21 protein-coding genes and 2 pseudogenes are annotated in these 23,002 nt (G+C 69.6%); 13 read left to right on the top strand and 10 right to left on the bottom strand.

All coding sequences use genetic code 11. The annotated features are described in order from the left end of the window. Window positions 1-154: 154 nt before the first annotated feature. A complete protein-coding gene (locus OG844_RS41960) occupies window positions 155-1,579 on the bottom strand; it encodes an MFS transporter (RefSeq protein WP_406395987.1) in 1,425 nt (474 codons plus the stop codon). Window positions 1,580-1,629: 50 nt separating this feature from the next. After that, entirely contained in the window at window positions 1,630-2,286 is a 657-nt protein-coding gene (locus OG844_RS41955) for a TetR/AcrR family transcriptional regulator (RefSeq protein WP_406388050.1), read from the bottom strand. Between the two features lie 236 nt (window positions 2,287-2,522). Here OG844_RS41955 and OG844_RS41950 point away from each other — a divergent pair, with 236 nt between their 5' ends. From OG844_RS41950 to OG844_RS41930, 5 genes are all read left to right on the top strand, one after another. Next, entirely contained in the window at window positions 2,523-3,125 is a 603-nt protein-coding gene (locus tag OG844_RS41950) for a TnsA-like heteromeric transposase endonuclease subunit (RefSeq protein ID WP_406388051.1), read from the top strand. Window positions 3,126-3,272: 147 nt separating this feature from the next. Further along, on the top strand, window positions 3,273-5,366 hold the full coding sequence (locus OG844_RS41945) for a Mu transposase C-terminal domain-containing protein (protein ID WP_406388052.1): 2,094 nt from the start codon (window positions 3,273-3,275) through the stop codon (window positions 5,364-5,366). A 2-nt stretch (window positions 5,367-5,368) separates the two neighbouring features. Beyond that, window positions 5,369-6,382 (top strand): TniB family NTP-binding protein, encoded by a 1,014-nt coding sequence (locus OG844_RS41940; RefSeq protein WP_406395989.1) that lies wholly within the window; start codon window positions 5,369-5,371, stop codon window positions 6,380-6,382. Further along, complete coding sequence (locus OG844_RS41935; RefSeq protein WP_406388053.1) at window positions 6,379-7,071, top strand: hypothetical protein; 693 nt, start codon at window positions 6,379-6,381, stop codon at window positions 7,069-7,071. The genes OG844_RS41940 and OG844_RS41935 overlap by 4 nt, the downstream gene beginning before the upstream one ends. Continuing rightward, on the top strand, window positions 7,068-7,631 hold the full coding sequence (locus OG844_RS41930) for a hypothetical protein (protein WP_406388054.1): 564 nt from the start codon (window positions 7,068-7,070) through the stop codon (window positions 7,629-7,631). Before OG844_RS41935 ends, OG844_RS41930 begins: the two co-directional genes overlap by 4 nt. A gap of 128 nt (window positions 7,632-7,759) precedes the next feature. Here OG844_RS41930 and OG844_RS41925 read toward each other — a convergent pair whose 3' ends face one another. Next, the gene (locus OG844_RS41925) at window positions 7,760-8,197 is read right to left on the bottom strand and encodes a VOC family protein (protein WP_005474438.1); all 438 of its coding nucleotides are present in this window, start codon (window positions 8,195-8,197) and stop codon (window positions 7,760-7,762) included. 51 nt (window positions 8,198-8,248) lie between these two features. On the opposite strand from OG844_RS41925, the pseudogene OG844_RS41920 reads away from it, so the two are divergent. The 3 genes and pseudogenes from OG844_RS41920 to OG844_RS41910 form a co-directional block, all read left to right on the top strand. Next, window positions 8,249-8,572, top strand: a pseudogene (locus tag OG844_RS41920) (recombinase family protein); the annotation flags it as partial. 127 nt (window positions 8,573-8,699) lie between these two features. Then, window positions 8,700-9,002 carry a helix-turn-helix domain-containing protein gene (locus tag OG844_RS41915; protein WP_406388055.1) on the top strand — a complete coding sequence of 101 codons (303 nt, stop codon included), beginning with the start codon at window positions 8,700-8,702 and terminating at the stop codon, window positions 9,000-9,002. Between the two features lie 507 nt (window positions 9,003-9,509). Further along, window positions 9,510-9,836 carry a plasmid stabilization protein gene (locus tag OG844_RS41910; protein WP_406388056.1) on the top strand — a complete coding sequence of 109 codons (327 nt, stop codon included), beginning with the start codon at window positions 9,510-9,512 and terminating at the stop codon, window positions 9,834-9,836. Between the two features lie 263 nt (window positions 9,837-10,099). Here the strand turns inward: OG844_RS41910 and OG844_RS41905 are convergent. From OG844_RS41905 to OG844_RS41890, 4 genes and pseudogenes are all read right to left on the bottom strand, one after another. Then, window positions 10,100-10,398, bottom strand: a pseudogene (locus OG844_RS41905) (LLM class flavin-dependent oxidoreductase); the annotation flags it as partial. 16 nt (window positions 10,399-10,414) lie between these two features. Further along, entirely contained in the window at window positions 10,415-11,191 is a 777-nt protein-coding gene (locus OG844_RS41900; RefSeq protein ID WP_406388058.1) for a VOC family protein, read from the bottom strand. A gap of 196 nt (window positions 11,192-11,387) precedes the next feature. Then, window positions 11,388-12,062: an HAD family hydrolase gene (locus OG844_RS41895; RefSeq protein WP_406388059.1), complete on the bottom strand. Its 675-nt coding sequence runs from the start codon at window positions 12,060-12,062 to the stop codon at window positions 11,388-11,390. A gap of 55 nt (window positions 12,063-12,117) precedes the next feature. Then, entirely contained in the window at window positions 12,118-12,654 is a 537-nt protein-coding gene (locus OG844_RS41890; RefSeq protein WP_406388060.1) for a cysteine hydrolase family protein, read from the bottom strand. 212 nt (window positions 12,655-12,866) lie between these two features. Between OG844_RS41890 and OG844_RS41885 the strand changes: the two genes are divergently transcribed. Further along, window positions 12,867-13,958, top strand: coding sequence for a glutamate--cysteine ligase (locus tag OG844_RS41885; protein WP_406388061.1), 1,092 nt, complete (start codon window positions 12,867-12,869; stop codon window positions 13,956-13,958). 46 nt (window positions 13,959-14,004) lie between these two features. Here the strand turns inward: OG844_RS41885 and OG844_RS41880 are convergent, their stop codons facing one another. Beyond that, on the bottom strand, window positions 14,005-15,354 hold the full coding sequence (locus OG844_RS41880; protein ID WP_406388062.1) for a BTAD domain-containing putative transcriptional regulator: 1,350 nt from the start codon (window positions 15,352-15,354) through the stop codon (window positions 14,005-14,007). Window positions 15,355-15,474: 120 nt separating this feature from the next. Between OG844_RS41880 and OG844_RS41875 the strand changes: the two genes are divergently transcribed. Continuing rightward, window positions 15,475-16,002, top strand: a complete 528-nt coding sequence (locus OG844_RS41875) for a hypothetical protein (RefSeq protein WP_406388063.1) — start codon at window positions 15,475-15,477, stop codon at window positions 16,000-16,002. A gap of 70 nt (window positions 16,003-16,072) precedes the next feature. Here OG844_RS41875 and OG844_RS41870 read toward each other — a convergent pair whose 3' ends face one another. Then, window positions 16,073-16,315 (bottom strand): DUF6411 family protein, encoded by a 243-nt coding sequence (locus OG844_RS41870; protein ID WP_406388064.1) that lies wholly within the window; start codon window positions 16,313-16,315, stop codon window positions 16,073-16,075. 317 nt (window positions 16,316-16,632) lie between these two features. On the opposite strand from OG844_RS41870, the gene OG844_RS41865 reads away from it, so the two are divergent. The 3 genes from OG844_RS41865 (at window position 16,633) to OG844_RS41855 (ending at window position 21,387) form a co-directional block, all read left to right on the top strand. Next, window positions 16,633-18,180 (top strand): DUF4331 domain-containing protein, encoded by a 1,548-nt coding sequence (locus OG844_RS41865; protein ID WP_406388065.1) that lies wholly within the window; start codon window positions 16,633-16,635, stop codon window positions 18,178-18,180. A gap of 217 nt (window positions 18,181-18,397) precedes the next feature. After that, window positions 18,398-19,708, top strand: coding sequence for a tetratricopeptide repeat protein (locus OG844_RS41860; RefSeq protein WP_406388066.1), 1,311 nt, complete (start codon window positions 18,398-18,400; stop codon window positions 19,706-19,708). Continuing rightward, window positions 19,705-21,387 carry a nickel transporter gene (locus OG844_RS41855; RefSeq protein ID WP_406388067.1) on the top strand — a complete coding sequence of 561 codons (1,683 nt, stop codon included), beginning with the start codon at window positions 19,705-19,707 and terminating at the stop codon, window positions 21,385-21,387. Before OG844_RS41860 ends, OG844_RS41855 begins: the two co-directional genes overlap by 4 nt. Window positions 21,388-21,477: 90 nt before the next feature. Here OG844_RS41855 and OG844_RS41850 read toward each other — a convergent pair whose 3' ends face one another. Further along, on the bottom strand, window positions 21,478-22,803 hold the full coding sequence (locus OG844_RS41850; RefSeq protein ID WP_406388068.1) for a S1 family peptidase: 1,326 nt from the start codon (window positions 22,801-22,803) through the stop codon (window positions 21,478-21,480). Between the last annotated feature and the right edge of the window lie 199 nt (window positions 22,804-23,002).

The following is a 23,002-nucleotide window of genomic DNA, read 5'->3' as shown; positions in this document are numbered from 1 at the left end:
GCGCGCTCCTTGATCGTCAACTTGCCTCGCGCGACGCTCCCAGCCTCTCCAACCGCGTGTTCGGTGCTCTTCAATTCCGGCCGGGATCATGGCCCGGCCTGATAAAGAGTCCAGGCCTCGGGGAGCCCATACCGACGATCGAGCGACCCCGGTGTCAGCCGGTCACCCGAGACTTCGCTCCGGTTTGGCCAATGGTGTGGATGTCGTGATCGTCCGGGGCGGTCGTGTTACGTCTCGCGCGGTGGACCGGTTGCGTCGGCAGCAGCGATGCCGGTAGCAGGGCGAGGGCGGCGAGTCCGGCGAGGACCATCAGGGTGGGGCCCGTCGCCGGGGCGGACATTGCTGGGGTCACGCCAGCAGTCAGAGTCCCGGCGGCCGATGGTCTCAACAGCATCATGCTGGCGGCTACGGCGATTCCGAGGGACGGGCCGACGTTCATGGCGGTCTGCTTGAGTCCACCGATAACCCCGGCATAGCCGGGCGGCGCCTCACCCACGACGGTTGCGGTGGCAGTGACCATGACGGTGGCGAATCCCGCGCCAAGGACGGCAAAGGCCAAGCCGGTATCAGCCCACGTGCCTGCCGAGCCGAGCTGGGACAGACCCCCTATGCCAAGGACGACGAGGACCGTACCGAGGATCGCGGTGCGGCGTGGGCTGTACCGGCGCAGCGCGGCGCCGGCGACGGGTGCACCGAGGGCCATGAGCGCGGTCAGCGGGAGTGCCCTCAGACCACTGGCAAGCGGGTCGAGTCCGAGTACGTCCTGGAAAAAGAATGTGGTCACGAACAGCGCGCCGAACATACCGCCGGTGGTGAACAGCAGGATCGCTACTGATGCCGTCACCGCTACGGACCGCGCCACTGCCGGCGGCACGATCGGGTGCGTGGTGCGGCGTTCGTGCCCGACGAACGCCGCCGCGACGCCCGCGAGAGCGGTGAGGCCGAGCCATGTCGACGCGGAGGTCCAGCCGTGCGCCGGTACGCCGGACAGGGTGTGCACCAGGACCGCGAGAGCAGTTGCGAGCAACGCCGCGCCGGTGAGGTCGAGTCGCTGAGTCCCGGTACGTGAGGGCGCCGGCGTCTTCACGGCGAGGGTGAGGGCGGCGATCGCGAGCGCGACGGGGACGTTGATCCAGAACACGGCACGCCAGCCCAGGTGCGCGACGAGAACGCCCCCGAGTACCGGACCGGCCGCCGCGGCCACACCGATCGCGCCGGTACGGATGGCGACCGGCGTACTGAGCCGGTCCGCCGGGTACGCCAGCCTCAGCAGCGCGAGTGTCGCCGGCTGGAGGAGCGCACCAAATACGCCTTGTACGGCGCGCAGGGCGATCACCCAGCCGGCTCCCGGAGCGAGCGCGATACCGGCCGAGGCGGCCGCGAAGCCGAGCACGCCGACGAACAGCATCCGCGGGTGCCCGTACCGGTCGCCCAAGCGTCCGGCGATGACGAGAAGCGCGGCCACCGTAAGCAGGTAGGCGGTACTGGTCCACTGAACCTGCGCCATGCTCGCGCCGAGGTCGTGTTGCAGGCTTGGCTGCGCCACCATGAGTACCGTGCCGTCCAGCGCGACGATCATCGCGCCGACCACGCTGACCAGGAGTGCGAGACGCTGCCGTACGGTTGCGGTCACGATTTCACCGGGCCGAGATGAGCGTCCAGCACCGCCGTGACGAGCCGGTCGAGCTGGCCGCTACCAGGTGCTCCGCCTGGTGGTGGGGCATCGAGGGCGAGCTGGAGGCTCCCCCAGGTCCACAGCTGGGCGAGGCCATGAAGGTTCGACCAGAGGGCGGCGGCCGTCACCGCCGGCGGCGGCTCGGACTCGCCCGGCGCACCCAACTGGTGCGCGGTGGCCTGCTCCGCCCGATGCCGGACGATGAGCTCGACGATGAGCTCGAACAACGGCAGAGTCGAATCTCGGAGCCGCGACTGGCCCGATGCGTGCTTCTCGCTGTCGAGCAGGTCGTGCCGGAACATCAGCTCGAACATGCCACGGTGCTCCAGCGCGTACCCGACGTGCGCCCGCCCGATCTCCTGCAACTGGCCGCGCGGCGACGTCGTGCCGTTGGTCGCGGCTGCGAACCGGACTTTGAGGTCCGCAAAACCGCGGCGGGCGATTGCAGAGAGCAGGGCGTGATGAGTGGGGAAGTACCGACGCGGAGCCCCGTGCGACACCCCCGCCCGTCGGGCGATCTCACGCAGCCCCAACGAGGCGGTTCCGTCGGTCATCACGAGGTCCACTCCGACGTCGATCAACCGTTCCCTGAGAGAGTTCTCGCGTTCCATAGACAGTGTCTACCATGATCCTTTAGACACTGTCTACGATGTCAGGGGATCGCGCGGTCGCGCAGCTCCGAGTGTCGTCAAACGAACGTCTGTCGACACGTGCGTGCGCGATCACGAACCCGCAGGTGGGTGACCTGTGACAGCGATGATTGATCCATTGCCACCGAAGTTTGACCACCGGTAGGTTCCTGCCAGCGAAGTTTGACTGGTGGGGCTGCTGAGGGTCTGGGGGAACGGTGGGGGCACCGGCGCTTGCGTACGGCGATGCCCCGTTATCGGCCTTTGAGCTGGACTTTTACGATGAAGGTGAGCGTCGACGGGAGCCGCTGGGACGGGCCTGGGACACGCGGTTCGAGGCTGGTGATCCGGTCCGTACGTTCAACTGGGCCAAGGACACAGAGAGTTTCGCCGGCTGGTACTACTCGGTGACCGCGGGCGGCCACGTGGGCTACGAGTCCTGGCTGGAGCGGGACCGGCTGATCCTGATGGACCGGGATCCGGAGATCATCGGGATCGCCTCGCAGCCGTTCTGGCTGCACTGGCGCGAGGGGAAGCGTCTGCGCCGCCACGCTCCGGACTACTTCGTACGGCTCGCGGACGGCCGGGGCCGCGTGGTCGATGTCCGTGCCGGTGACCGGATGGACGAGGCGACCGCGGAGCTGTTCGCCGGGACCCGGGTGGCCTGCCGGGCGGTGGGCTGGGAGTTCTCCCACGTCGGCGTCCCCGACCCGGTGCTCATGGGCCAATGTCCGGTGGCTGTCGCGCTATCGCAGGAGCCGGTGCGGCCGCCGCACCGATGTCGCCGAGCTGCTGCTGGACATCTTCGCGGAGCCGACTGAGCTGCTGGCAGGGGCAGTTCAGGCCGGTGACCGCTTGCTGGTGTTGCCCGTGCTGTTCCACCTGATGTGGTCGGGAATCCTGGCCACGGATCTGGAGGGCGGACTGCTTCGGGCCGAGAGCCCGGTCTGGGCGGAAGGGCGGCGAGGATGAGTACGTTGCGACGGCCGGCTGGGATCGCGGTCGGCTCCTGGGTCCGCTACCGGGGCCAGGTCCGCGGGGTGGTCGCCGTTGCCACGAAGACCGTGACCTTGACCGACTCCGGCGGTGATCCGCAGGTGGTGACGGTGGCCGAGCTGGTCGCGGAGGCCGACTTCGCGGTGGTCGACAACCCGGTGCGGATGCCGTTGCCGACCGCGTCGCTGCTGGAAACGTTCCCCGACCGGGTCATGGAAAGGGCCCTGTGGTGGGAGGGGCACATCCTCGAAGTCCTGCACGGCCTGCCGCCGGATGCCGGTGAGTACGCGGTGCCGCGGCCCGAGTACGCGGCGGGCCGCTCGTTGACCGCTCGGCAGCGGGCCAAGGCCGCCGAGCTGACCTCGCTGGGCCACAAGGTGTCGGCGAGTACGGTCGCTCACCGGCGCCGCCGCTACCAGGCCGAGGGAGTGCTGGGACTGGCCGACCACCGGCCGGTCCGCAAGCAGAGCGAGTTCGGCTCGATCGACGAGCGGATCGTGGCGGCCATGCGGCAGGCGATCGCCGAGGGCGTTGACTCCTCGACCCGCAACGGGGCCTTCATCCTCTGGAAGACCGGGGAGATCCTCAAAGAATCCGCTGACGGCCAGGGTGTCGAGCTGCCCTCCGAGCGCACGCTCTACCGGCTGCTGGCCAAGCTGACCTCCGGCACCCACACCTTCGGCACGGCCACCAACCGCCGCTCCAAGGCGCACGGGGCGACAGCACCGTTCGGTGAACTGCCCGCCTTCGCGCCGGGCGAGGTCATGCAGATCGACTCCACGCCGCTGGACGTGCTGGTCCTCCTCGACATCGGGGTGACCGGGCGAGTTGAACTCACCGCCATGATCGATGTCGCGACGAGGACGCTGACCGCAGCCGTGCTGCGGCCGAGCACGAAGGCCGTCGATGCCAGCGTGCTGCTGGCCCGCACCGTCACCCCCGAGCTCATGCGTCCGGGCTGGGTGGACGCCTTGAGGATGTCCCGCTCGCTGCTGCCGCACCGCAGGTTGCTGGACCTGGACGAGCGCCTGGCGCATGCCGCCGCCCGTCCGGTGATCGTCCCCGAGATGATCGTCTGCGACCACGGGAAGGCGTTCATCTCCCGCAACTTCCAGTCGTCCTGCCCCTTCCTGGAGATCGACGTGCAGCCGGCCCACAAGGCGGCGGGCTTCGAGAAGGGGCACATCGAGTCGATGCTGGGCTCGGTGGCCACGCTCTTCGCCCAGTTCCTGCCGGGCTACACCGGCCGCTCCGCCGACCACCGCGGACGGCATCTGGAACGTGAACGCCTGTGGTCCTTGATGGAGTTGCAGGAGTACCTGGATGAGTGGATTGTCGCGAAGTGGCAAAATCGCAGACACGACGGGCTGCGTGACCCGTCCCATCCGGGGCGGATGTTCACCCCGAACGAGAAGTACGCCACGCTCGTCGAGATCTGCGGTTACGTCCCGGTCGCGCTGACCGGCGACGACTACGTCGAACTTCTGCCCGCGGACTGTCGGGTGGTCAACGACTACGGCATCCGCATCAAGAACCGGACCTACGACAGCCCCGAGCTTGGCCCGATGCGCCGCCGGCACTCCGGCGTCCAGGCCAAGCGGGGCCTTTGGGAGGTCCATCGCGACCCCTACGACGTCTCCCGGATCTGGGTACGCGACCATCGCGGCGACGGCTCGTGGGTCCAGGCCACCTGGAAGCACCTGAACCGGGCCCCGATGCCCTTCGGTGACCTGGCCTGGAACCACGTCAGCCACCAGCTGCCCGACGCCACCGAGACCGAGATCGCCGACGCGGTCGCCGACCTGCTCACCCGCGCCCACGCCGGGCCCGAAGAGGCGGACCGGCCGGCGAAGCCGGCCAAGGCCAGCAAGCGGGACCGGCGGGTGGCCGCCCGCACCAAGGCCGCCGGGCCATCCACCCCGGCGCCCCGTCCCGAGCCCGCTCCGCAGACGGCGACCGAAGCCCCGGACGGACCGGCCGAGGATGCCGAGGCGGAGGAGACATTGGCCGAGGTGATCCCGCTGGGCCTGTTCGATCCGCGCGAAGACCCCTGGAGACGCACGTGACGATGCCGGACACCGCAGCCGAGGACACCGGGCGGCACCTGACCACACTGCCCGGATGGCGCCAGTTCGCCGTTGACCCGCCCGCACCTCCGGCACTGCTGACCGCCGCCAAGTACGCCGCGCTGCCTGCGCCGGACAAGTACCTCTACGACGAGACCCGCCTCGACCACCACGCACGTCTGCTGGTGGTGGCCACCTCCACCGTCCGCCACACCGTCGCCACCGGCCGGCGTCTGGTCGTGCTGAACCGGCACGCCATCAGCGCCCGCCGCGGGCTGATCGTCTCAGGGCCCGCCGGGACAGGGAAGACCATCGCGATCACCCAGCTCGGCCTGGCGCACGAACTCCTCGACCGCTCCCGCCATCCCCATGCCCAGGACCGGATCCCGGTCCTCTACGTCACCCTCCCGCCCGCCGCGACCGCCCGCATGATCGCGGCCGAGTTCGCCCGCTTCCTGGGCCTGCCCGTGAGGGCCCGCTTCAACATCACCGACATCATCGAGGCCGTCGTCGGTGTCTGCACGGATGCCCGCACGGGTCTGGTGCTGGTCGACGAGCTCCACAACATCTCGCTGACCAGCCGCAATGGCGCCGAAGTCGCCGACACCCTGAAGTACTTCTCGGAGCGAATACCGGCGACCTTCATCTACGCCGGCATCGACATCGAGGGCAGCACCCTGCTGTCCGGCACCCGCGGCGCCCAGATCGCCGGACGCTTCACCCTCATCCCCACCCATCCCTTCCCCTACAACCGGGAATGGAAGGGCCTGGTCGCGCAGATGGAGAACACTCTGCTTCTGCACCAGCACGCGCCGGGCAGCCTGGCCGCGCTCGACCGCTACCCCCACGACCGCACCGGCGGCATGATCGGCGCCCTGTCTCATCTCATCCGCGGCGCCGCGATCGACGCGATGCTCACCGGCACCGAGGAGATCACCCGGGACGGACTGGACGCGGTCCCGCTGGACTTCGCCGCCCAGGAGGCCACGACCGCCAAGCCCCGGGCGGCACGATGACCGTGAACCTCGTCCCCGACCCCTCGGTGACCCAGCTACCCGTTCAGGTCCGGCCGCTTCCGCGCGAGGGCACCGATGCGTTCATCGTCCGCCTCGCCCACGCCAACCACCTCAAGGCCGGCTACCTGCGGGACTACCTCTGCGAACCGCCCCACCACAAAGGCACCCCGAGCTACAGCCGCCTCGGTGCCGCGACCGGCCGGGACCCCGCCGCCCTCCGGGACACCCTGGAAGGCACGTCCGGCACCTGCAAAGAGTGCAACGCGCCGCTCCCGGCGACCAAGCCCGGCGCCAGAAGTCCCCGCCAGCACTGCTCCGCCCGCTGCCGTCAGCGAGCCCACCGAAGACGCCACCGCCCCGACCAGTCCACTCAACCACGGCCGCTGATCTGCGAGTTCTGCACGAAGCCCATCGCCGCGACGGCCGAGGGAGAAGCCCGGCGCTGGTGTTCATCGCGCTGCCGCCACCGGGCACTCCTCCAACCGGCCGGACCTGCCGTCGTCGAGCGGCAGACCGATCTCTCCGAGCAGAGGCCCACGGCCGGCTGCAGTCACTGCGGCACCCCCATCGACCCAGGCCGGACCGGCGCCCGGCGATACTGCTCTGCCGCCTGCCGCCAGAGAGCGTTCCGGCGGCGGAAGGAAGTACGCGACAACGTCCCCGCTCACAACGGCCTGATCAACCCGTGACCACTGCCCGAGCGGACAGCCACCCGCAGCCCCCGCGACTCACCCGCCTGCCCATCCAGGTCCGGCCACACCTCGGCGAGGGCACCGAGTCCTTCATCCGCCGTCTCGCCCGCGCCAACCACCTGCCCTACAAATACCTGCTCAGGGTCCTTTGCCGACGCGGCAGTTACGGGACCCCAGACCTCGACCTGCTGGCCCAGGCCACCGGACGGACCGTCACCAACCTGCGACGGGCACTCCCCGATGCCCCGGGACGCGTTGACTCCGACCCGGATCGAACCTGTGTCTTCTCCAAAGCGCTCGATCGCCGGGTCACGGACTCCCCGACCAGGCTCAACCTCGTCATGCTCCTGTTCGACGCCTACCAGGACGGCACACACCGGCAGCAGCTCAGCGCCCGCTACAAACTCGACCGGCGCATCGTCCGCATCGCACTCCAGTATCAGCAACCGCGCGGTCCCATGCGCCACACCCACAACCTCGTCATGCTCCTGGCCGCGATCGACGCCGCAGACCTGCACGACATGCTCACCCCCGTGACGTCCGCACTGCCCTCGTGATCACGGTCAAACTTCCCTACGTTGTTCTGCGGGACGGACGGCGCTACGAGCCAGCTCCGCCGGCAAGGGCTGCCGCATAGGTAGGGACGCGACACGCTGCGCGCGGCCAGTTGGCCTGACCGACCCCGTCAGACCAGACAGAACTCGTTACCTTCCGGGTCTGCCATCACCACGTGATCCGGCCTGCCCTGCAACTCGTCCTCGCGGACTACCGTCGCGCCCGCAGCGGTCAACCGCTCCACCGCCTCGACCACGCGCGGCCAGCGCACCTCCCACGGGGTTTCACGGCCACCACCAACTTGCACGTCGATATGCAGCCGGTTCTTCGCCACCTTCGGCTCCGGCACCTTCAGGAAGGACAAGGTGGGGCCCACGCCGTCCGGATCTGAGAGGTACGCCCCGTCATCCCACTCGTCCTCCGGAACCTCATGATGCGAAAACCACTCCTCCCAGCTCCCGAACCCTGCGGGCGCGGGCTTCTCCTCGTAGCCCAACGCCAGCGCCCAGAACGCGGCCAGTTTCCCCGGGTACGCGCAGTCGATCGTCAAGCTCCACTTGGTCCCCATGAGCCCTCCCCAGTCGGATGAACGGAGAGTACCGCGCACCTCCGACACCTCATGCCCGCTACCTCAAGCGTGCGCCGCGACTTGACGAACGGCATTAGGAATCGATGGCAAACCGTCAAACTTCGCTGTCACAGGTCAGTGGGTACTGTCGACAAGTCGCGTCGAAAATCAACGTCGGTGAACGGTCGGCGGGGTCCGACAATGCTCCTTGGCTACTGCCGCACTTCGACGGCCGACCAGAACCCCGACCACCAGATCGACGCGCTTCTGCGCAACGGCGTCGACCGCGACAACATCCGCGTCGACGTCGCCAGTGGCGCGAAAGCCTCCCGACCCAAGCTCGATCTCGTCATGCAGCTCATGCGTGAAGGCGACACGCTGAAGGTCACCCGGCTCGACCGGCTCTCCCGCTCAGTGCTGCACCTGGTGACCCTCGGCGCCCGAGCTGCGCGACCGCGGGATCGGGCTGCACGTCATCGAGCAGGGCATCGACACCGCCACCATGGAGGGCCGGGGCATGTTCGGGATGCTCTCCGTGCTCGCGGAACTCCAGCGCGAGCTGATCGTGGCGAACACGAACGACGGGCTCGCCTCCGCACGGGCCCGCGGCCGGGTCGGCGGCCGCCGACCGAAGCTCACGGCCGACCAAGCCGAGCTCGCCCAGCAGCTCTACGACGAGAGGGAGAAGACCGTCCAGCAGATCGCTGACATGTTCAACGTGCCAAGATCGACGGTGTACGGACACCTCGACAAGACCAAGACCGTGCCCCGCCAGCCGAAGAAGACCGCTGCCGCGAAGTCCTGACCACTACCTTGCGTCTGGCGTCCGTGCTGGGATTACGGGTCCGACTTCGTTGCCACCGGCTCCGACACGGCCCAGATCACCGCCTGTCAAAACTTCTGACAGCAACACCGGTTTCCTGGTCCGTTCCTACTCGGCCCCCGAACCCCGCGGTGAGTCGCGAGTGCGGCGCCATCGCGCCCGCGTCGATCCTGCGCGTCAGCGCGTCCACGACAGCTCCGCGATGCCCCGCTTGTCGGGAGCGAAGTCCGAGTACGGCGGCATCTGGTGGAACCCGCAGCGGCCTCTACGACTTCGACCGCGAGCCGAAGTTCGACCCGGTTGCGGAGCGTGACCGCTCAACGCGTCACCCGAGCGGCACGGCCCGGCGGGCGCAAGCCTGTCGCGGGTGCCATGTTTCCGACGGTGCACCAGCGGTAACGGGATACGTGGGGCGGCACCGCGTACCCGTGCCGTCGGACCCGTGTACGGGTGGGCCGAGCCCCTGAAGTGAACGAGGAGGAGAACGCCATGCCGGCAGGATCCAGCCCCAAGCGTGAGCGTCAGTACGAGCACGTCAAGGAGAGTGCCGAGAAGCGCGGCACGTCCGAGAAGCGTGCGAAGGAGATCGCCGCCCGCACGGTCAACAAGGAGCGCGCCCGCTCGGGGGAGGCGAAGACGGCGAGCAGGACGTCGACACGCGACCCGAAGTCGGCCTCGCAGCGTGGCGGCGAGCGCTCGCACAAGGGTGCGCAGGGCCGCACCAAGGACCAGCTGTACCAAGAGGCCAGGAAGAAGAACATCGAGGGCCGCTCGACGATGAACAAGGAAGAGCTCCTCAAGGCCGTCAGCCGCTGAGCCGCCGCCGTGCGGCTTCCGCCGCCCGCAGGGACGGTCGCCCATCCTGCGGGCGGACCGGGCGGACCGGGCGGCCTTCCTGCGTGTCCGGCACGTGCGAGACCCTCTCCGCCGAGAGCTCGACGACCGGGCCGCAGGACCTCTCAGAGTGCGCGCAGGGCGGGCAGGGGCTTGTCCTGCGCGCAGCGGATGAAGGTCCGGGCGAGCGCGACGTCGGTGAACCCTGCCCCGGTATGGGCGCGCACCGCATCTACGAACTTCCACCCGGCACCGCGACACCCATGGGGGACACGCGTCTCAGACAGGTCCCACAGCCTGGCGTTGTCCACGTCGAGTGCGTGCCGTGTTGGTTCACGTACCCTCCGTCGAAAAGCTCCCCAGTGATCTGCACGACTTCCTCGAGCATCACCAGACGCACATGGGCGGCCGGCCACCCGGCGCCGTCCACGTGCTCGTTGAGGTTCTCGCCGGAACCCGGTCCGAGCCGGAACCTCCCCTCGGAGAGCAACTGCAGCGTCGCCGCCTTGCGCGCCACCACCGCGGGATGGGAGCGCGTGGTCGGACCGGGCCGAGCCGCGTCATCGGTCGGAGACGGAGAAGAGGGCACCTTCGGAGTCGGAGATCACGAACGCGCTCCTCGAGGAGCCATCGGGCGAGGGTACGGATATCGCTTCGCCGCCGTGATCGACGGCTGCGGCCGCCGTCTGCTCGCTGTCCGGGACGAAGAAGTCGACGATCCACCGCGTCCGCGCTCTGGGGTCCGGAGCGGCATCGGTTGCTCCGCCTCGCAGAGTGGCCACGGTGCGCCCCCCGGCCTGGATGAGCACGTGGTCCTGTGCGTAGTCGACCGTACAACTGCCGGACGGCCCGGCCGCCCAGTCGAAGACCTCGGCGTAGAAGATGGCCGCCTCGAAGGCGTGTCGGGTCTGCAGGTCCAGCCGAGCCGGCGCCCCCTCTCCCGCCGACCAGGCCGGAGTCGACCCCTCCCAGAAGCCGAACGTGGCCCCTTCCCGGTCTGCAGCGACCCCGGCGCGCCCGTCGCCCAGCGGGATCGGGCCCACCGCGAGTGTGGCGCCGCGTTCCCTGACTCTGTCCGCTGTCCCGTCCGCGCTGCTCACGGCGAAGTACGGAATCCAGACGGCGGAGGGACCGTCGCCGCCCGGGCAGCGCCCGATTCCGGCGACCGGTCTGCCGTGCGCGAGGGCGACCGAGAAGTCGCTGCCGAGACTGCTGGGGTGAAATTCCCAGTGCATGACAGTGCCGTAGAAGGACTGAGCCGCACGCAGATCCCGTGCCGCCAGATTCACCCAGCAAGGCGCCCCGCATTGCGGCGAGATCCTTTCGAGGGCTGACATCCGACGCTCCTTCGCCCGGACCGCACGACGGCAGGGGCGGAGCAGTCCTGATCCGCGGGGCTCGTGGTCCCCACTGGCCGATGGACACCCGACAGTGCGGGGCGGCCGGCCCCGTACACCACGATGCCCCCGTCCCCGCCGACCCGCACCTCGGCACGACGGCGCTCACGCCGGATGCCCCGCCGGCGGATCCGGCTCAGCCGGATCCGCCGATGCGGGTGAAGACGCTGGTTTCCAGGCGGGCGAGAAGATCTGCGGGAGTGCGGTAGATCTCCACCGCCCCGGCCTGTTCGAGCTCCGCTCTGGGAATTCCGCCCGACAGGAGGCCCACGGCAGCCACCGACGCTCCGGTCGCCGCTTCCATGTCCCACACGGAATCGCCGACGTAGACCGTCTCTTCGCTGCGTGCGCCGGCGAGATCCATCGCGTGCCGGATCGGATCCGGGGCGGGTTTCCCCTCGTCGACGTCGTCGGCACTCGCCGTGTCGGCGATGGCGTCGTCGGCGTCGAGTGCCCGTCTCATGGCCTTGAGCTCACCACCGGATGCGGACGTGGCCAGCACTACGGTCCAGCCCCGTGCGGACAGGGCGCGCAGAAGATCCGCCGCGCCCTCCAGGGGCGGTAGCCGTTCGAAGTAGGTGGCGTACAGAGCCGCGTGCACGGCACTGATCCGCGTGTCCTGCTCGCGGTCCCGCCCTGGCCCGAGAAGGTGCTCGACGAGGTCGGCGGATCCACGTCCGATGGCCCGGTGCACCGCGGTCATCGGAATGATGTGGCCTGCCTGTCGAAAAGCCTCCCACCACGAGGTCACATGCAGGTAGTTGGTGTCCACAAGTGTCCCGTCCACGTCGAACAGAGCAGCAGGCGCCATGGCCTTCCTCCCTCGGCAGCTGTACGCAGCAGGTGCGCGGCGCCGCGGTCGGACGTCAGAATTCGACCGCCTCTGCGGCGCATATGCGGGCGCCCATGTTCCGTTCCATCATGTGGAGTGCGGCCTGAGCGAGGTCCGCATGAATATGGGCGACCCCCTCCTCAGGAATCGTAAGACCTAGGTGGCGGATATGCGCATCCAGTGCCGAGTAGAGAACGCATTGCTCCGTCACCTGACCGCAGAGAACGAGATGGCCGACGCCCACCTGGTCGAGCAGGTACGGCAGGGGTGTCTCGTAGAAGATCGAGTGCCTGGCCTTCACCACGAAAAGTGACTGCCCGTCCGGCTGCAGCGGTTCGACCAGATCGGGGCGCGCGCCGGCCAGTGCCGATTCCACGATCTCCCCGTGATGCGAACGCCATTCCCCGAAGTTGTCGTTGGCATAGATGACCGGTGTGCCGTTCGCACGAGCCGTCCGCAGCAGCCCTGCGATGACGGGAACTGCGCGTTCTGCCGAGGGAATCAGCTGCTCGGCATCCTGATGGTCATAACCATTGATCATGTCAATGACGATCAGCGCCTTACTCAGCATGAATCCCATGGTGCCATTCACTCGCGTCCGCAGCGAATTTCCTGGGGCTCGATGTCGGCAACGGGAGGACGTGGGGCACTGTCCATGTGCGCGGTCCCGAATCCCGTCGGGGCCCCTGCTCGCGTGAAGCCGGAAGCACGGGGCAGTCGGTGGGTGGCAGGAACAGCACGCCCGGCCGTGGCGGTCGGCAAAATAGGGCTCGGGAGGCCACGATGGTGCGGACGGTGGGTGTCGAGGAGGAGCTGCTGCTCGTCGACGAACAGAGCGGTGAGCCCCGCGCACTGTCGACGGCCGTGCTGGCCCTCGCGGAACGCCGTGCGAAGGGCGACTCGGTCTTCGAGCCGGAACTCCATGACCAGCAACTGGAGTTCGCCACCGAACCGCGCACCGACATGCGCGAACTCGCGGACGAGATCCTTCGCTCACGGGCCGAGGCGGCGAAGAGTGCCGCCCAGGCCGGTGCTGCCGTGGCAGCCATGGCGACAGCGCCTCTGCCGGTCAGCCCTTCGATCGGCGAGGGCGAGAGGTACCGGTGGCTCGCCGAGAGGTTCGGACTGACCACGCAGGAGCAGCTGACCTGCGGATGCCACGTGCACGTCTCGGTGGAGTCGGACGAGGAGGGCGTCGGGGTGCTGGACCGTATACGCCCCTGGCTGTCGGTGCTCCTTGCGCTGAGCGCCAACTCACCCTTCTGGCAGGGCCTCGACAGCGCGTACGCCAGTTATCGGAGCAGGGTCTGGGGGCGCTGGCCTTCGGCCGGACCGGTCGAGGTCTTCGGTTCCGCCGACCGCTACCACGAACAGGTCGCGGCACTCGTCGACACGGGGGTTCTGCGCGACAAGGGAATGATCTACTTCGACGCACGGCTCTCGCACCGGTACCCGACAGTCGAGGTCCGGGTGGCCGATGTGTGCCTCGATCCGGCCGACGCCGCGCTGCTCGCCACCCTCGTGCGCGGGCTGGTCGACACGGCGGCACGCAGCTGGTCCGAAGGGGAGCCGCCCGACCCGGTCGGGGTGGGTGTCCTGCGCATGGCCGCCTGGCAAGCCGGACGGGAGGGGCTGGACGGGCAGCTGCTCCACCCCCTGACCATGCTGCCCGAGCCCGCGTCCGAGGTCGTGGGCGCCCTGCTCGCGCACGTCCGCGACTCCTTGGAGGAGAGCGGCGACCTCGCATGGGCCGAGGCCGCGCTCAAGAACGTACTGGAGCGCGGGACCGGGGCACGGATCCAGCGGGAGGCACTCGACCGCACGGGCAGTCTCCGTGACGTAGTGGCCGCGTGCGTGGCCAGGACGCGCGGCTGACCCCTGGAACTGCCCTCCCGGGCCTTGATCTTCCCAGGTCACAGGCTCAGTCAGGGTACGACACCGTCGACACGTCCTTCCCGCAGGTGCGGAGGCTGCACCATCTGCGCCGACCGCTCTCGTCGGGAAACACCCAGCCGCAGCCCTCCCCCGGACATACCCGGATCATGAATCTGGCCGGAGCGGCCAGCAGTTCGGCCGCGCTGCGGGCCACAGCGAGAAGGGGCAGACGCAGTCCGGCGGACGGCGACAGTCGCCACCGGCCCAGTCTGTCCTGTCCGAAGACGAACGCGGAGGTTCTTGCCGCGGCCTCCGCCACACCGGCTACCGCTTTGAAGGCCCGCACATCATCGATGTCGGTCAGAACGGTGTAGAGCTGCGTACGGAACTCCCGGGCCTCCCGCAGGACTGCCGCGGCATCATTCGGTTGCTGCAGTGCCTGCTTGAGCAGCCCCGACACGACATGGGCCTCCGCGAGATCCATATGGCCTGCCCATACGGCCAGTGTGGAGTACGAACGCAGCCACTCGGATCCGGGCAGGGGAGGCCCGCCCCAGCCGGCGTAGGTGTTGCAGAACTCGAGCGCGGGGTGACCGCTCGTGGACCAGGGCAGCCATTCCTCCCCCACACGCACCGCGTACACGGGCCCGGGCGGCCGGTCCAGCCGGGGATCACCCCGCAGCATGCGCTCGTTCAGGGTCCGCAGTCGGTCGCCCGGCTCGACGCCGAGACGGCTCACGAGCGCCTGCCGGGTGAGCCGGTAGAGGTCGAGGGCCTCGGCCTGCCGGCCGCTTCTGCGCAGCCCGGTCATCTGCGCGGCGACGAGCCTCTCCCTTTCGGGGTGCCGGGGGGCGAGCGGTGAGAGTTCGGCGACCACCTTGTCGTGCTCGCCGAGTTCCAGGTGGGCTTCCGCTCTCTGTTCCAGTGCGGACATCCTCAGTTCGCCGAGGTGGCTGCCGAGCCGCGTGCGCAGCGCGTCGTCGGCCACGTCGGCGAGCAGCGGCCCGCGCCAGAGGGCAAGTGCCTCGTCGTAGTGGCGCACACGCTGGACGGCGTCCGTGGTCGCCCGTGCGCGGCCGCACAGGGCGATGAAGTCTTCGGCATCGATGGTGTGACCACCCGGGTCGAGGACATAACCGCCGTGCCGGGTGTCGATGTGCAGCCCGTGCGGCCGCAGTCGGGCGCGGATGCGGCCTATGTAGGTGTGGATGGTGCGGCGGGCGGACGCGGAGGCATCACCGTCCCACAGCAGGTCGGCGAGGCGGTCGGTGGCGACGACCCGCCCTGCCTCGAGGAGCAGGACCGAAAGGAGGCAGCGCTCCTGACGGCGGTCGGCGACAAGGATCCGCGCACCTTCGTGTCGGGCCTCGAACGGACCCAGCAGTTGGAACTCCATGGCCTTGGTGAGCGTATCCGGCCCGACCGCGCGGCAGACAGGCGTGGTCAGCGAGTGGTGAGAAGCCGGGGTCACTCTTTGGCCGGGACACCAGCCGAACCTCACTCACGGGAAGTCATCATGCGACGAACAGCTCTGGCCATCGGATCAATCCTGGCAACCACGCTCCTGGGCGCGACGCCGGCCCACGCCACCGGCGCCGAACACTCCGGCCTGCAACACGATCTCGGCTGGGAGCCCGCGCCTTCCGCGCCCTGGGATGTCGCCGCGGGCCACCGATGCGACTTCGCCATCCATGGCGAACCTGTCGTGGACGAGGTGGTGCAGCGTGTTCTGGCCCGGTACCCGGACGGGTCGCCGAAGAGTGTGGCGTACAGGGGGGACCTCGTCGTCCGGGTCACCAACAAGGTCTCGGACGTCTTCTACGACGCGGACGCTAGCGGCTCCGCGATCGTCGAGTACCGCGCCGACGGTTCGCAGTTCTGGTCGGTGCTGGGGCCGGTCCTGGTCGGCGTGGGTGAGGGCAACCTCGACCGGGGCATGTACGTCGTCGACGGCGTGTACACCCTCGCCATCAGCGCGTCCGGCCACAAGACCGTGACCATGGCTCATGGCTCGACGACGGACATCTGCGAGCGGATCTCCTGAACCGCACGGCTTGACGGGCCACTTCCCGGCGTCGCCGCGCCCGTGGAGCGCAGGAGTTCCACGGAAGCCGTCAGAACGGCATGCGCCAGCGGGCGCGGCGACCGGCCGAACCACTGCGTCCTACGGCCTTGGAGCTGCTGCGGAAGGGCTTGCTGAAGGCGCGGCCCAGGGCGCCGGGCGCCTTGCTGCCCGCGCGGGAGCCCAGCCCCAGCGTGCGCTGGGTTCCGCGCTCGGGGTGGCGGGAGAGCTTCGGGACGAAGAAGGCGAGGACGGCCAGGACAACACAGACGGCGACTATTCCGACGATGATCATCAAATCTCCTTCTGTAGTGGTGCAAGCCTCGCCTGCCCGCCGGGGGCGCCCTCAATCCGGCTGACCGCTCCGAGACTGCGACACCGGCCGCGTCCCCTCACCGAGTCGCGTTGCGCCTCATCCGTCATGGCATTCCTTCCCAGCTCGAGCGGCCACCGCCGCGCTCACCCGCACTCGTACTCACCGATGCCGGCCGCCTCCTCCGGTCGTCACGCGGTCGAACTCGTTCGGTCAGCGCCGAACAAGACCGGTGCGGCGCACGTACTGGAGCTACGAGCAAGCCGGAACGGACCGATGCCCGATGAAGGATGGACGAGATGACCGCAACGACAAGAAGCGGCCGGACCTGGCGGGGGCGCGGGAGCATTGCTCTGGTCGCCTGTGGTGCGCTGGCCGCCGGAGGACTCACAGCTGCCGGCGTGGGCATGCTGGAGCCGGAGACGGCGACAGCCTCGAGCCACCGGGAAGCGCCCCTGATCTCCGGGCAGCCCCAGTTCGACAACACCGACGTGTACGCGTTCGTCAGCCCCGACCATCCCGACTCGACGACGCTGGTGGCGAACTGGCTGCCGTTCCAGGAGCCGGCCGGTGGCCCCAACTTCTACACGTTCGCCGGCGACGCCCGCTATGACATCCACATCGACAGCGACGGTGACGCCCAGGACGACCTCCTGTACCGGTTCACCTTCAAGGACCACCGGAAGAACGAGAACACTTTCCTCTACAACACGGGCCCGGTGGAGAGCCTGACCGATCCGGACCTCAACTTCACTCAGACGTACGACCTGGAGCTGCTGCGGTTGCAGCACGGGAAGCCTGTCTCGCGCCACCCGCTGGCGAAGGGCCTGCCGGTCGCGCCGTCGAACGTCGGCAAGGCGTCGATGCCCGACTACCAGGCGCTGCGCGACCAGGCGGTTCAGAAGATCGCCGGCGGGCTCAAGGCCTTCGCCGGTCAGGCCGATGATCCGTTCTTCCTCGACCTGCGGGTCTTCGACCTCCTGTACGGCGGTGATCTGTCGGAGGTCGGCAACGACACTCTCCAGGGCTACAACGTCAACACGATCGCCCTCCAGGTGCCGAACTCGTACATCCGGGAGTCCGCCGAGCAGCCGGTGGTCGGCATCTACGCGACGACGGAGCGGAAGAACGCATACGGCGACTGGACGCGGGTGTCGCGGCTCGGCATGCCGCTGGTCAACGAGGTCGTCAATCCGGTCAAGGACAAGGACAGGTTCAACGCGTCGTCGCCCGAGAACGACGGCGACTTCCTGAAGAACGTCACCGAACCCGAGCTGCCGAAACTCATCGAGGGAATCTACAAGATCAAGGCTCCGGCGGAGCCGCGCGACGATCTCGTCTCGGTGTTCCTGACCGGGGTGAAGGACCTCAACCAGCCTCCGGCGGTCAAGGCTTCGGAGATGCTGCGCCTCAACACGTCCATCAAGCCGGTCGCGGAGCCGAAACGGCTGGGGGTGCTGGACGGCGACAACGCGGGCTTCCCCAACGGGCGGCGTCTGACGGACGACGTGCTGGACATCGCGCTCCAGGTCGTCGAGGGCGAACTCGTCGGTTCGAAGAACGACCTGGGCGACGCCGTCGACGCGAACGACAAGAAGTTCGGCACCGCCTTTCCGTACGTCGCCCTGCCCACCGCCGGTTCCGACGTCAGGGCGTCGGAGGCTGCCACGAAGGCGAACACCACAGGACTGACGGGCGGGATGTCCTCGATCACCGCGTCGTGGGACGACGACACGGTGATGCTCGCCTCCGCGGGAACGGGAGCCGCGACGGTGCTGCTGGTCGGCTTCGGCACGGCGTGGCTGCGTTCCCGCCGTCGAACCGGTCAGCGGTCCTGGCTCGGCTGACGCCCAGCCGTCGGGCTGTCGGGTGCCACGGCGGACCGGAGCCTCTCGTGACCAGGGCCCGCCGGCCGGCGTTACGCACTCCCCCACGACGCTGCCGAACCACCACCGACCGAGAACGAGGAGGGCAGGATCGATGCCCGTACGCACGCCGCGGTTCGCGCGAAGGTTTCAGCGACGGCACGGGCCGGGGCGTTGGCGCGTCTCCGCAGTCGTGGCGGTGGCTCTCGGGCTCACGTTCACCTCGGTGGCGTCCGGGGCCGGCGGTGATGCGGTGCGGCCCGAGCGCGCCGGGAGCGCGGTCGCGGCGGATGTGCCCGTCGAGCAGTTGGCCGTCGGGGAGCTGGCGCAGGGCATCACCACCTTGCAGCGGCACCTCAGGACGCAGCCCCGGGACGCCACCGGGTGGGCGACCCTGGGCGCCGCATACGTCGAACAGGCTCGGACCAGCGGTGATCCGACACGGTATCCGCAGGCCGAGGCGGCGTTCGAGCGTTCACTGAAGCTGCGTGCCGCGGACGGGAACGACGCGGCACTCGCCGGTCAGGCGGCGCTGGCCGCCGCGCGCCACGACTTCGAAGCGGCGCTGATGCTGGTGGACCGGGCGCTGAGGGTGAACCCGTACAGCGAGCGGGCGCTGTGCAGCCGGGTCGATGCCCTGGTCGAACTCGGCCGCTACGACGAGGCGCTGGAGGCGGTGGAGCTCGCCGACCGGCGGCGTCCCGGCATACCCGTGTTCACGCGGTACGCGTACGTCCTGGAGTTGCGCGGCGACGTGAAGGGGGCACGTCGGGTGCTGCTGCGGGCGCTGGCCTCGGCATTCAGTACGGCCGACGTGGCCTATGCGGCCACGTCACTCGGCAACCTTTCCTGGTCCCAGGGTGAGTTCCGTCAGGCGCTGAAGCATTTCGCGACCGCTCTGCGCGGCGAACCGGAGCACCTGCCGGCGCTGGAAGGACGCGGTCGCGCCCATGCCGCGCTGGGCGATCGAAAGCGTGCGGTGAGCGATCTCGAGGGGGTCGTACGGCGTTACCCGCTGCCTGGGCAGCTCGCCGCCCTCGCCGAACTGTACGAGGCGGGCGGACAGCGTCGGCAGGCCGAGGAGCAGTACGCGCTCATCCGCATCTGGACCCGTCTGGCCCGCGCCAATGGCGTCGCCACCGATCTGGAGTCCTCCCTCCTCGAGGCCGACCACGGCAACGCCGCCGAGGCGTTGAAGTCGGCGCGCGCCGAATGGACCCGCCGCGAGAGCGTGCACACGGCGGACGCTCTCGCCTGGGCGCTGCACGCGAACGGCAGGAACCAGGAGGCACTGACGTACGCGAAGAAGGCGACCTCCGGGTCGCCCGGCTATCGGAACGCCTCTTTCCTCTTTCACCGGGGCATGATCGAGCGCGCTCTCGACGACGACGGAGCTGCCCGGCGCCATCTGCGGGCCGCGCTCGATCTGAATCCGGGCTTCTCACCCACGGGAGCCCACGACGCCGCATCCGCCCTGTCGGCGCTGACCCGGCCCCGGGGTGACTCATGATCCGCCGTACCGCCGCCTGCGCTCTCGCCACGCTGGCGACGGGCACTGTCCTGGCTCTGCTCCCGGCGCGGGCGGCGCAAGCACACCCCTTGGGCAACTTCACGGTGAACCAGTACGACGGTCTCGTCGTCGTTCCGGGGCAGCTCAGCGTGGACCACGTGGAGGACCTGGCTGAGATCCCCGCCTCGCAGGAACGGATCCGTATCGACACCGACCGGGACGACCGGCTCGCGCCGGACGAACTGTCGGCATGGGCCCGGGCGCGGTGCGACGCTGCCGCCGAGGGTGCTCGGTTCACGGTCGGGGGCAGGGACGCGGGCGGCACCGGGGTCTCCGTCTCGGTGAGGAGCGCGAAGGCGCAGGTGCGTGCGGGGCAGGCGGGGCTGCAGACACTGCGCGTGACCTGCGGGATGGCGGCGCCGCTGCAGGATGGCGCGCGGTTGCGACTCTCGTACCGCCCGGCGGACGTAGCCACCGGCGTCGGGTGGCGGGAGATCACCGCACGGGGCGACCGGATGACGATCTCGGGGGCGGGCGTGCCCGACACCTCCCGGTCCCGGCGGCTGACCGCGTATCCCGACGACCTGCTCTCCTCACCGCCCGACTCGCGTTCGGCCACGTTCACGGTCCGCCCCGGCGGGTCGGCGCTGCGGGCGGGGACCGAGGACGAGGCGAACGCCTCCCCGGCGTTGGGCGTGCTGCCGCGCGGGACGGACCGTTGGACGCAGGCGCTGACCGGGCTGGTCGCCCGGCACGAGCTGACCGTGGGCTTCGCCGCGCTGGCGCTCGTGGTTTCGCTGCTGCTGGGCGCCATGCACGCGTTGGCCCCGGGGCACGGCAAGACCATGATGGCCGCCGCCGCAGCAGCGGGCGGCCGTGGTTCCTTGCGCGACATGCTGGCTCTCGGGGCTTCGGTGACTCTCACCCATACGCTGGGCGTCTTCGCGCTGGGTGCCCTGATCACCGCCGGCTCGGCGGCGGCGCCGACCGTGGTGTCCTGGCTGGGTATCGCGAGCGGCGCCCTGGTCGCGGTCGCAGGGGTGCTTCTGTTGCGCAGGGGGTGGCGTCTGCGCCACCGCACTCACGGCCCCGGTCATCACGGAAGCCGCGCATCCGGGCATGAGCACGCCCCTGCACACGAGCGCGGTGAGGACACCGGAACTCCGCACGGTGAGGAGCGGGTTCCCGCTCTCGCGACGGTGCGCCGAGCCGAGCACTCCGGCGAAACCGCAGACCGCTCCCCCACACCGGCGGGTACCGGCCAGACGCACGGCGACGATCATCACCATGGGCATGACCACAGCCATCCCCACAGTCATTCCCACAGCCACGTGCCGCCCGCCCCCGGGCTCCGCGGCGTGATACTCCTCGGCCTGGCCGGCGGGTTGGTGCCGAGTCCCTCCGCCGTCGTCGTACTCATCGGCGCGGCCGCTCTCGGTCAGGCGTGGTTCGGCTTCCTGCTGGTCCTGTCGTACGGAGGCGGGCTGGCGCTGACGCTCGCGGGAGCCGGGTTCCTGGTGGTGCGGCTACGGGAGACCACGGCCCGGAGGCTGGTCCAGCGGCCGCGAAGCCGGGTACTCGCGCGTGCCCACCGGCTGGCGCCGCTCGCCACGGCCTCCGTCGTCCTGATCCTCGGGTGCGGACTGGTGTTCAGGGGACTGGCAACCGCTCTGAGCTGAGAAGGTACGGACAGGCCAGGCATGAACCCGCACCAGGAGCTGGGCGATCGACCGGCCGGGCCCGGAAGGACGGCGCCGCCGGTAGGAGGCTCAGTTCCAGCTCCGGGCGTACCGGCGTCGGTAACTGTTCCGCCGCTGGGCCGATCGGATCAAGCCGGTTGCCGCGAGCCCGAGAAGGCTCACGGCGATGACCAGCAGACCAGGCGTGAGGGTCCGGAAGCTGACGGTACCGCCGAACATCGGAAGCCCCGACGATCCTGGGGCAACAGCCCCCGGGGCGACGGCTCCTGCGGCGGACGGGGGTGGGACCTGGCCGGTACCGCTTCCTTCGGCGGTCAGTCTCACTCCGAGGGCCGCCATCGCGGTGGTTGCCGGCTGGAAGTACGTGGTACCGCCGATGGTGCAGTCGCCATTGCCCCCGGACGTCAGGCCGAGGGCCAGCCCGTCGGCGAACAGCGGCCCCCCGCTGTCGCCCGGTTCGGCGCAGAGCGTCGTCTCGATCAGGCCGGTCACCGTGCCCTCGGGGTAGTTCACCGTCGCGTTCAGCGCGGTCACCCGGCCGGCGCGCACCCCGGTGGTGCTGCCGCTGCGGAAGGCCCGTTGGCCGACGACAGGGTCGGCGACCGCCACGATCCTCACCGTCTGGTCACCACCGACACCGACGACGCTCCTCGCACCGGAAGCTTCACCGTTCCCGTACGCGACGAGCGAGAAGTCGCTGCCGGGAAAGCTGGCAGCCGTGGTGGTGCCGAGTTGCCGGGTGCCCGTCGCGTCCTGGAACCAGGCGGTTCCGCGTGGACCGCAGTGACCGGCTGTCAGGACGAAGTCCTGCCGGCCGTCGGTCACGTTGAATCCAGCGGAGCAGCGTCCGTTGCGGGCGAAGATCGGGTCGGCGCCGTTGAGTCGGGTGGTGAGGGTTCCTCCGGTCCGCCGCATGTGCACGAAGCTGCCGATCTCCTCGGCGAGGCCCGACATCCGTGACCAGTCAGTGGCGGACACGGTGCTGTCGGCATGAACGACGATCCGGTTGGACGAGTAGTCCATCGCCCATGCCGTGCCGGACACCCGGGGGGCTTCGCCCAGCGCGTCGGTGGCCGACCGGAGGCTGACCATGCTGTGACGGACGAGTTCGGCGCGTGCCCCCGCTCGCCGGACCTCCGCCGCGGCCTCCGCGTCGGTCACCGCGACGACAGGGCGGCCGTCGGAGCCGATCCAACTGCCCGCCGTGCGCGAGGTGCCGAGCTGCGAGACCAGACCCGCGCCGAGCTCGGCAGGCGGAACGGTGCCGCCTGTGCCGTCCGGCGGGCCAGAGGATTCGCCCGCCACGGCGCTGGTCACCATCAGCCCGCCGCAGAGCAGTCCGCCGACGGCCGCCAGCCGTGCGATCCGTTGCAGGCTGCGTCGTGCGTGCCTCATCCGTTGCCCCCTCGAAGCCGTGCGGACACGACGTCATCGACGCCGGGAGCGTGGGATTCAGTGCCCTCTCCTCCATACGTGGCGCCTCGCTGTCCTGTTCACCCGGCCGTGGCTGTCACTCGGCCGGACAGCACCGAACCAGCACGGGAGGGAGGACCGCCCTCGGGAGATGTCCGGAAAAGCGCAACTACGAGGCTCT

The organism is Streptomyces sp. NBC_00887, from assembly GCF_045207585.1.
This window is presented reverse-complemented; position numbering and strand designations above follow the sequence as displayed.